Here is a 10,678-nt window from a genome sequence, read left to right as displayed (position 1 = left end):
GGAGAATCATCTTCGGAAAATGAAAAGGAAGCGTTTGATAATGCGTTGAAACAACTTACGCAAAGTATTGCTGTTACTGTTTCTTCGTCGTTTCAAAAAAGCGTTGAAGAAAAATCCGGGAAGTTGAATGAGAATGTGCAGGAAATTCTCCATTCGTATTCCACTGCGACACTGAAAAATCTCCACACAAACAAAACGCAAGCAAGCGGAAAAATTGAAGTGTTTCATTACATCGAAAAAAGTGAAGTGGAAAAACTTTTTCAAGAACGTCTCGCACTTGTCGGCGATATTTGCAACAATGCAAAGGAATTGGAACGAGCGATGAATTACGGCGATGCACTCAAATGGTATTACTTTGGCGCAATTCTTCTTAATTCGGTTCCGTCTCAAATTGTTCTGCACGATAATAAAAATCTCACGACAGAAATTCCGCTGCGTCTCAATGCAATTATTTCTTCTGTAAAATTTAGTTTGCGCAAAGAGAGAAAAGTTTCCGAGAAAGAGCGTGAGTTAGTATTTGTACTTTCTGCGAACGAGAAACCAATTTCTAATCTCGAATTTTCGTTTTGGGATGGAACAAATCAAGTGAATGTAACCGCTACAGATGGAGAAGCGGCATTTCGTTTAGTCGGCGCAAGCGTGAAATTTGAAAATCTAGATGTGAACATCAAATACAGTTATTACGAAGCGCGAGAGGAAATAAAAGAAGTTGCGGAGTTGTGGAATGTAGTGTTGAAGCCAACGTTCAAAAACACAAAGCAAGTTGCGCTGAAAGTTGAAAAACCAAAAGAGGAAAAGAAAAAAACAGAGGAAAAAATTTCAGACGAAGAACAAATCGGAATATTTCAATTGCAGTTGAACAACAAAGATAGCGCAACGGTAATCGAACAAATAAAAAATGAAACGCTTGCTTTGTTAGATTTGCTCTATCGCCGAGATGAGAATGCAATCAAAGAAAATTACAGGAGCGATGATTTTTTGCAAAAGAAAATCCTCAATGTTTTGAAGTTGAATAATATTTCTTTCATTGATTTTTTTATTCCCGCCGATGTGAATAAAACGTTCAATGGTTGGGAAGTAAGGAAAATAAAAGTGCTGAATAATTATCCTTCACTCAGCAAACAAACAACGGAATATCTCATTCTTGATTTTTTTGATAATGGAAAACTCTACGACGTGAACTTTGGCATTATGGATAACTTGTATCAAACGTTTGTCGAAGAAGGAAAACTTGGCAACGATTGGGGAAATCGGCAAGTGATAGTAAAGTTTATGGAAAAATATCGCACGACGTATATGTGCAGAGATATGGCAACGCTTGATTCTATTTTTGCCGATGAAGCGGTCATTATTGTCGGAAGAGAAATGAAAAAAAGTGCGAGCAAAAATCCGTATCAGTATTCTGCAATGAATGAATCGCAGCCGAACATTCAATATATCACGTACACGAAAACGCAGTTCTTGAAAAAACAAAGCGAAGTGTTCAAGAAAGAAAAAGATATCGCGCTTGCGTTTTCTACGTTCAAAATCAATAAGAAGAATGCAACGGAAGGAACGTACGGAATCAGTATGCGGCAAAATTACAATTCAACGTCGTATGCGGATGAAGGATATTTATTTTTGCTTGTGGATTTCGAGCAAGCATTGCCGCAAATTTATGTTCGCAGTTGGCAGCCGCAGGAATGGAGCGCGGAAGCATTGGTGAAACTTGCAAACTTTCGGTTGAATAAGTAGAATGAATGATGAATCGAAGAATCGTAATCCTCGCCGAAGGAAAATTTTCTCCGCTCGAATCGAAAACGTGCAATCAAGCGATTCGCTATATTCCCAATGAAGTTGTCGGTGTTATAGATAGTCGCAATGCAGGAAAAACTGCAAACGATATTCTTGGTTTCGGTAACAACATTCCAATTTTTTCTTCTCTCCGACATTCATTTTCACAAAATCCAAATACGCTTCTCATTGGTATTGCGCCGATGGGAGGTAGATTGCCGAACGAGTGGCGCGCAATTATCACCGAAGCGATTCAACACAAACTCAATATCATCAGTGGTTTGCACACGTATCTTTCCGATGATGAAGAATTTTCTTCGCTTGCAAAAAAATATGATGTTACAATTTCCGATTTAAGAAAAATTCCGAATGAATATGAAGTTGTCGCAAAAGGAAGTTGGAAAACACGAACAGCAAAAACAATTCTTACGGTTGGAACAGATTGCAACGTTGGAAAAATGACGGCATCGCTCGAACTCCATAAAGAATTTGTGCGAAGAAATTTGAAATCGGATTTTGTTGCAACGGGACAAACGGGAATTTTACTTTCGGGACGCGGTGTTGCGATTGATTCTGTCGTGAGTGATTTTGTTGCGGGCGCAATTGAAATGGAAATTGATAGGCGCATTGCAGAAGGAAAAGAATTTATTCACGTTGAAGGACAAGGTTCGCTGACACATCAAGGATATTCGAGTGTAACATTGGGATTACTGCACGGCGTGATGCCCGATGCGATGATTCTCGTTCATCATCCGATTCGCAAATTTGACGATTACGGTTTACAGATTCCGGATTTGAGAAAAATAATTTCTCTGCACGAAGAAATTCTTTCGCCATTTAAGAAATCAAAAGTTGTTGGCATTGCGATGAATACAGTGAATATGAACGCGCAACAAATTTTCGAAGCGAAAAAGAAATTGGAAGACGAAACTAATTTACCCGTTGCAGATGTTCTAACTTCCGAAATTACAATACTTGCTGATGCAATTCAAAGTTTTTTTTATTAGCCACGAATTGCACGAATTTTCACCAATAAAACTGCGAACATTCGGGAAACATTAGTGTAATTCGTGGCTAAACATTTCAATTCACAATCAAAACCAAAACACAACTATGAAAAATCTCATCACTCTCATATTATTATTCACTTCACTTGCACTTTCTTCTGATTTACAAAATCTCAAAATCGGAGAGAGTGTTCCATCTTTCACGTTGAAAAATTATGACGGTAAAGAATTTTCACTCGATAAAGTTCGGAAAGAGAAGGAAAACAAATTCTCCGTAATTATGTTTATCTCCACCGAATGTCCCGCTTCCAACGCATACAACGAGCGAATGGCAAAACTCAATAATACATATTCCAAAAAAGGAATTTCATTTTTTGGCATCAATTCAAACAAAGAAGAATTGGTTGATAATATTGCAGAACATTCGAAAGAGCATAAATTCAATTTTCCTGTATTGAAGGACAATGGAAATAAAATTGCTGATTTATACGGCGCGCTCGTTACACCGGAAGTGTATGTCGTGAACAAAGAAGGAAAACTCTTGTATCACGGACGCATTGACGATAAACGGAAAGCGGAAGAAGTAACAGCGCACGATTTACAAAACACTCTCGACGCATTGCTTGCAGGAAAAGAAATTTCTGTGAAAGAAACGACTGCTAAGGGGTGTACGATTAAACGAATTCAAAATAAATAATTTTTTCAGTAATGTTTTTTGAAAGGAAATATGTTATGCTTTACCGGAGATACTTCAACTATGTATTTATCGGAATATGGTTTCTCATTGGAAAAAATATTTGCGTTGCGCAAATTCCTCAATGGTATCTCGAAAAAAAACTTCCGAAATATTCTTCGGAAGAATTTTGGCTCGGAGTCGGAAGCGCAAAAGGAACGGATACAAAAGCAATTGAAATGGCAACAAACTCTGCGCGCACGGATATTGCGGCGCAATTCAAAGTGCGGGTTTCGTCGCAGATACAATCCGTTCAAAAAGAAATCACTGTCGGAAAAAATTCGGAACTTACTTCAAACATTGAAAACAGAACAGAGAGTATTGTTGATGCAACGGAACTCGTCGGATTGCAAACAGTGAACACTGAGGTTTCCAACAAAGACAATCAAACGTATGTTATGGTAGCGTTAGAAAAATCTGCATTCATTTCTTTTGTTAAAACAGGCATCGAAGAAAAAATCAAACGCATCGAACAACAAGTTATTTCAGCAAAAGAATTTTCGATGCAAGCGAAAATCAATGTTGCAATTTCAACATATCTTGACGCGCTCAATTCGTTTGATGCATGTTATCCGCAAGTAATGTTTTACAACGGTATTGCGCCATCGTTCTATACGCTTCCGAGAACCGTGCAACCGGAAATCATTGAAGCGGAATTGAAATCGTATCTCTCCGGAATTTCCTTGACCATTATTTCCGGGAATGCACAGCGCGGTGAAATAGGAAAAAATCTTTCGGAACAATTGGTAACCAAAGCGACGGTGAAAACTGCAAATGGAGAATTACCGCTGAAGGGAGTTCCCATCGTCTTCAAAATTCAAAATGATATTCTTGCAACAATCATTTCCGACGAAAACGGATTTGCAAAACATACATTTCTTGCCGAAGCCAAAGGCGTTATGGGAGGAAAAGGAAAAGTACTTTCGTTGATAGATTTCAAAACTATGAGCAGTGAATTGCGTTCATTGGTTGCAAAAAATACATCAGTGAAATTCGAATTTACTCTCGAACAAAAAAGCATAACGTGCAAAGTAGAAATTCTCGGCGCAGGAAGCACGAAAGCAAAAGAGAATTTTCGAAAAAAACTAATTCAATCGTTAGAACAGAGCGGGGCGGTTACAGACGAGAAATCGCAAATTCTTGTCAAAGCGACACTCGGTGCAGAAAACAGCGGGACAGTTGATGGAATGAGCGGAACAATGTTCACGCAAAGTATTTCCCTTGCAATTGAATTTATTGACGAACACGTATCGCGTATCATTGCAACAGTTTCTGCAACGGGAAAAGGAATGGGAAAAAATGAAAACGAGGCGATTGATAAAGGGATTTCTTCTTTAAAAATACCGATGAGAGAACTCGGAAACGCGGTAGCAAATGTAAGGAATCCATAACGGAAATTGATACTCAAGAATGGGAAACGAGAGATATTGCGTCTCTCGTTTTTTTTATAGAAATTTTTGGGATGAAAATTCTGGAAAATAAACTTGCAAACATCACATTCAATAACTATATTTTTTCTGTATTTCTTCCCAACAAAAAAATCTAATGTCAGAAAGTTTTTTATGTATACACGTTTACAACATTTCATCTTGTATTTTGCGCTAACGATTTTTGGTTTTACTATTATCAATGCGCAACCATGGACGAAAAATCTCCGTGAAGGAGAAACAAATTTTTACAAAATTCAGGAGGAATTCAATAATTATTGGGAAGGAAAAACTCCCGGTCGCAGTGTTGGCTGGAAGCAGTTTAAGCGATGGGAATGGTTTTGGGAACAGCGTGTATTTCCAACAGGAAATTTTCCCGCTTCCGATATTTTGCGAACGCGAATGGAAGAATATTATCGCACCTTTCCACAGCAAAAAAACGTCAATGCAAATTGGACCCTCATTGGTCCTTCTGTCATTCCTGCAAATGAGGGCGGTGTTGGAAGAATAAATTGTGTTGTAATTCATCCTGCGAATACCAGTAACATTTGGATAGGTTCTGCTTCTGGCGGTTTATGGAGGTCCAACGATGGAGGTTCTTCGTGGACAACCAATACCGATATGCTTGGTTCTTTGGGAATTACATCAATTATCTATGACCCAACAAATCCCAATACGATGTATATTGCAACCGGAGATGGTGATGCCGGCGATACGTATAGCATAGGTGTTTTAAAATCTACCGATGGCGGAAATACGTGGAACACCACGGGACTCAACTGGACAACTTCACAAACCAGAACTATCAGTAAACTTGTATCACATCCTACGGATGGAAATATTATTCTCGCTGCAACAAGCGTTGGAATTTACCGGACAACAAATGCTGGATCATCGTGGACAAATATTCTCTCCGGAAATTTTAAGGATTTGGAAGTGAATCCAACTGATGCAACAATTTGGTACGCCGCACGAAATAATTATGGAGTGTATAAATCTACAAATACGGGCTCGTCTTTCACACAACTTACAACGGGTTTACCAACTTCCGGATTTGGAAGAGTAGCCGTGAGTATTGCAAATTCTACACCTTCAACAATTTATGCGCTGTATGTCAATTCGGCATCTGGTTTTTACGGATTATACAAAACAACCGATGCAGGAACGAATTGGACGCAACAATCAACGACACCAAACATTCTTTCGTGGGATGGAACGGGAACTGATGGACAGGGATGGTATGATTTGGTGCTTGATACTGACCCAACAAATGCAACTGTCATCTATGTTGGCGGAATAAATATGTACAAGTCAACAACAAGCGGAACTTCGTGGACAAAAATTACGCATTGGTATTCCGGAACGGGAGTTCCATATATACACGCAGACCAGCACGGTTTTTGTTTTCTTCCCGGAAATAATAATACTATTTTTGTCGGTAATGATGGTGGTATTTTTAAGTCAACAAACGGAGGAACTGCTTGGACAGATTTGAGTAACGGATTATCAATTACACAGTTTTACAAATTAGGAGCATCTGCAACCAATGCAAACAGAATTTACGGAGGAGCGCAAGATAACGGAACCGATAGATATTTAAGCGGAGCGTGGAGAAGAATTATCGGCGGAGACGGAATGGAAACACTGATTGATTATTCCAATGAAAATATCGGTTATGGCGAATTGTATTACGGTGCGATTCGGAGAACAACAAACGGCGGCACATCTTTTACTTCCATTACTTCCGGAATTAGTGAAAATGGCGGATGGGTTACTCCCTATATCATCAACCCTGTGAATCCGTATTCGTTGTACTTAGGAACAACAAAAGTGTATAAAACAATGAATCGCGGCGATAGTTGGACAGCAATCAGTTCTTCATTAACCGGTTCTACTCTTATTGCTCTTGCAATTGCACCAACAGACACTAATACAATTTATGCGGCAACGTCATCATCATTGTACAAAACAACAAACAACGGAGGAAACTGGACAAGCATTTCGACCGGACTTCCCGGTGCTTCAATAACATATCTCGCAGTTCACCCAACAAGTTCAACGACATTATTTGTAACGTTTTCAGGTTACGGAAGCAGCAAAGTGTACAAAACAACGAACGGCGGAACGTCGTGGGAAAACATTTCGACAGGATTACCTTCTATTCCAACAAATTGTATTGCTGTTCATCCGCAAAACGGAAGTGAACTTTTTGTAGGAACTGATGTTGGCGCGTATCATTCTTCAAACGGTGGAACTTCGTGGGAGTTGTTTTCAACAGGATTGCCAAATGTTATTGTAAGCGAACTGGAAATTCATCTTGGCACAAGCAAACTTCGCGCGGCAACATACGGAAGAGGAATATGGGAAACTTCTATTTCTATCAACAACACAAGTATTTCCGGAATGAAATTCAACGACATTAATGGAAACGGGGTAAAAGATGCAGGAGAAAACGGACTTGCAAACTGGAAAATAAAAATTTCAGGTCCAGTTGTTGATTCGTTGCTAACGAGTGGAGCAGGCGAATATTATTTCGGAAATCTTACTGCAGGAACATACACCGTAAGTGAAGTTCAGCAAAACGGATGGACACAAACTGCGCCTGCTTCGGGAACATATTCAGTTTCGCTTTCCAATGGTCAATCTAGTACAGGAAAAGATTTTGGAAATCGTGCGATGGGAATGATTAGCGGAATGAAATTTAAAGATGTGAACGGAAACGGAAATAAAGATGCGGGAGAACCGGGAATTGCAAATTGGAAAATCAAAATTAGCGGTCCCTATTCCGATTCAACCATTACTGATGGAAGTGGAAATTATTCTTTTATCATAACGCAAAACGGAACTTTTACCGTTAGCGAAGTTCAACAATTCGGATGGGCGCAAACATATCCTGCTTCGGGCGTTCATTCGTTATCATTCTCTAACGGAAATTCTTATACGAATATTGATTTTGGTAATAAAGTTGTTCCACAATCGTCTTTGACTACTGTAGATTTTGAAGATGGACTTGTTCCACCAACAAACTGGACATTGAATAATCCGAATAACGATGTAACGTGGCAAATTTCCAGCGTCAGCAGTTATGGAATTGGCGCAAAATCTGCAAAGTATGATTTCTACACTAACGCAAATACAGGAAGCACCGATGAACTTATTGCTCCTGCTATCAATGGATTTCTCGCAACCGATTCGCTGTTGTTCGATTATGCGTATGCAGAATATAATTCTACGTACGTAGATTCGTTTCGCGTGCAAATGTCGCTTGATGGCGGAACAACATTTCCTGTTTCATTATTTTATGCGTGGGGTTCTACGCTTGCAACTGCTCCCGCAACGACTTCGCAATTTACCCCAACTTCGTCTCAATGGAAAACAGTGCGTGTACTATTAGGTGCGCAAGTTGTCGGTGCGAATGTCGTCTTAAAATTTAAAGCCGTGAATGGTTACGGGAATAATTTCTATCTCGACAGTGTTCGAATAAAAACGGGCGGAGTTGCAACGGGAAATATCAGCGGAACAAAATTTCTCGATGCAAACGGAAACGCGGTTAAAGACTCAAATGAAATCGGACTTGCAAATTGGAAAATAAAAATTTCCGGCACTAAAAACGATTCCGTTCTCACCGATGCGAGCGGAAATTACCTGTTCTCCAATGTTCCCATCGGCAATTATACTATTTCCGAAGTGCAACAAATCGGATGGAATCAAACATTACCAATCAATAATAGTTCGTATTCGGTAACTGTTACGACGGGACAACAAGTGAGCGGAAAAAATTTCGGAAACTTTCAATTGGGAACAATCAGTGGAACAACATTCAACGATATCAATGCAAACGGAATTAAAGACGCGGGCGAAAGCGGATTACAAAACTGGAAAATTAAAATTTCCGGTGGGAAAAATGATTCTGTTTTCACAGATGCAAGCGGCAACTATTCATTCTCGAATTTATTTGTCGGTAGTTATACGATTTCGGAAGTTCAGCAAATCGGATGGATACAATCTCTTCCCGTGAATTCGGGAAACTATTCTGTTTCCATTCTTTCAAGCGGAAGTTCGTTCACACAACGCAATTTCGGGAACTATCAACCGGCAAGTATTTCCGGAATGAAATTTAACGATACGAACGGAAACGGAATTAAAGATGCGGGTGAAACAGGACTTGCAAATTGGAAAATTAGAATTTCGGGAGCAAAAAATGATTCGGCGCTCACGGATGCAAACGGAAATTATACGTTCAACAATTTATTAGCGGGAACGTTTACACTCAGCGAAGTTCAGCAAAATGGATGGATGCAAACTTTACCCGCTTCGTTGAGTAATTACCACATTACGATTTCTTCAGGTCAAAATATTTCCAATAAAAATTTTGGGAATTTTCAACTCGGTTTGATGTCGGGAAATGTTTTTCATGACAAAAACGGAAATGCAATTCAGGAGAACGGTGAAGAAGGACTTGCGAACTGGAAAATAAAATTATCCGGAACAAAAATTGATTCAACGCTTTCTGATGCTAACGGAAATTATTCTTTTTCTAACTTGACGTTGGGAAATTATACCCTTACGCAAGTTTTACCATCGGGATGGAAACAAATGCTTCCATTAAATTCCGGAACAATTTCTGTTTCAATTTTCCAAAGTGGAATGAATGTTTCGGAAAAAAGTTTTGGAAATTTTCAGTGTGGAATTGTTTCCGGCAGTGTATTTGAAGATAGCAATGGCGATACGGTTTTCAACAACGACGAAATCAGATTTTCGAGCGCAAAAGTTTTTGTGAAACGTACTAATGAAAACGAACCTTTCGATTCTGTCGTTGCAGATGCAAACGGGAACTTTTCGTTCGCGCAGTTTTTGTATGGCTCGTATTCGCTTTATGCAAAAGCAGAGAAAGCAAACGTTGTACGACAATCGCAAAACACCGTTGTTCTTCAGATTGCAAGCGGAACTGTATCAAGTAACAATGCACTTGCGTTGTTTTTCCCCGCATGGGTGAATGGAATAAAATTTCACGACCTCAATGCAAATGCAATCTATGATGCGGGTGAAAGCGGAATTTCCGATGCTCCTATGTATTTGAACGGAACAAAAAACGATTCGACAAATACGGATGAAAGCGGCATTTATTCTTTCACGAATTTATTTGCGGGAACTTATTCGATTTCAACATCGCTGTCATTGGAAAATGGAATTGCAAGTCTTGCTCCCGACGGATTCGTTGCCGTTTCCGGCTTACAATTGTCTGAACAAAACTTCGGAGAATACACGACAGCGAAAATTCGTATTGAAAAATTTTCCGATTACGATGGCGATACACTTTCAACGGATGATGTGAACGGAAAAATCTGGTCGCTCTCTTTTTACTACGGCGCAACCACAGATTCATTGATGGAAACAACGAACGATTCGGTTTTGCAAATCAACAATGTGAAACCCGGCAATTATTCTGTTCTCGAAGCAGATAGTTTGCATTGGGTAAATATTGTTGTGCGTGTGTACAATCATAATCTTGCGCAAGTATCCATTCCATTAGCAACACAAACAGGCGCAAAACTTTCGGTTAAAAGCGGCGACAATATACGCGTGCAATTTGTGAATCGTTATTTGGATACGTCGCGATACCGCACTTTTACCGTTTCAACAGCGTTTGCCGCAAAATCGAAAGCGATAACTCCGAAAAATCCGATTCCAACGCTTGCAAATGTGCGCGATACTATCGTAAAGAAACTTGGGGGAAT

Annotated in this window: 4 protein-coding genes; all 4 read left to right on the top strand. The window is 39.4% G+C overall.

Annotation, left to right across the window (positions count from 1 at the left end; all coding sequences use genetic code 11):
- Positions 1–1,739 precede the first annotated feature (1,739 nt).
- Complete coding sequence (locus FJ218_09805; GenBank protein MBM4167194.1) at positions 1,740–2,780, top strand: DUF1611 domain-containing protein; 1,041 nt, start codon at positions 1,740–1,742, stop codon at positions 2,778–2,780.
- Positions 2,781–2,886: 106 nt separating this feature from the next.
- Entirely contained in the window at positions 2,887–3,477 is a 591-nt protein-coding gene (locus FJ218_09800; protein ID MBM4167193.1) for a thioredoxin family protein, read from the top strand.
- An 11-nt stretch (positions 3,478–3,488) separates the two neighbouring features.
- The gene (locus FJ218_09795) at positions 3,489–4,904 is read left to right on the top strand and encodes a hypothetical protein (GenBank protein MBM4167192.1); all 1,416 of its coding nucleotides are present in this window, start codon (positions 3,489–3,491) and stop codon (positions 4,902–4,904) included.
- Positions 4,905–5,075: 171 nt separating this feature from the next.
- Positions 5,076–10,678, top strand: a 5,603-nt coding sequence (locus FJ218_09790) for a hypothetical protein (protein ID MBM4167191.1), incomplete at its 3' end; no start/stop codon positions are given.

It is taken from the genome of Ignavibacteria bacterium, from assembly GCA_016873775.1.
Lineage (GTDB): Bacteria > Bacteroidota > Ignavibacteria > UBA10030 > F1-140-MAGs086 > JAGXRH01.
This window is presented reverse-complemented; position numbering and strand designations above follow the sequence as displayed.

What these genes read in the sequence shown, in the direction of transcription:
- FJ218_09805 (MBM4167194.1), top strand. Translation starts at nt 1,740, where the DNA reads ATGATGAATCGAAGAATCGTAATCCTCGCCGAAGGAAAATTTTCTCCG.
- FJ218_09795 (MBM4167192.1), top strand. Translation starts at nt 3,489, where the DNA reads ATGTTTTTTGAAAGGAAATATGTTATGCTTTACCGGAGATACTTCAAC.
- FJ218_09800 (MBM4167193.1), top strand. Translation starts at nt 2,887, where the DNA reads ATGAAAAATCTCATCACTCTCATATTATTATTCACTTCACTTGCACTT.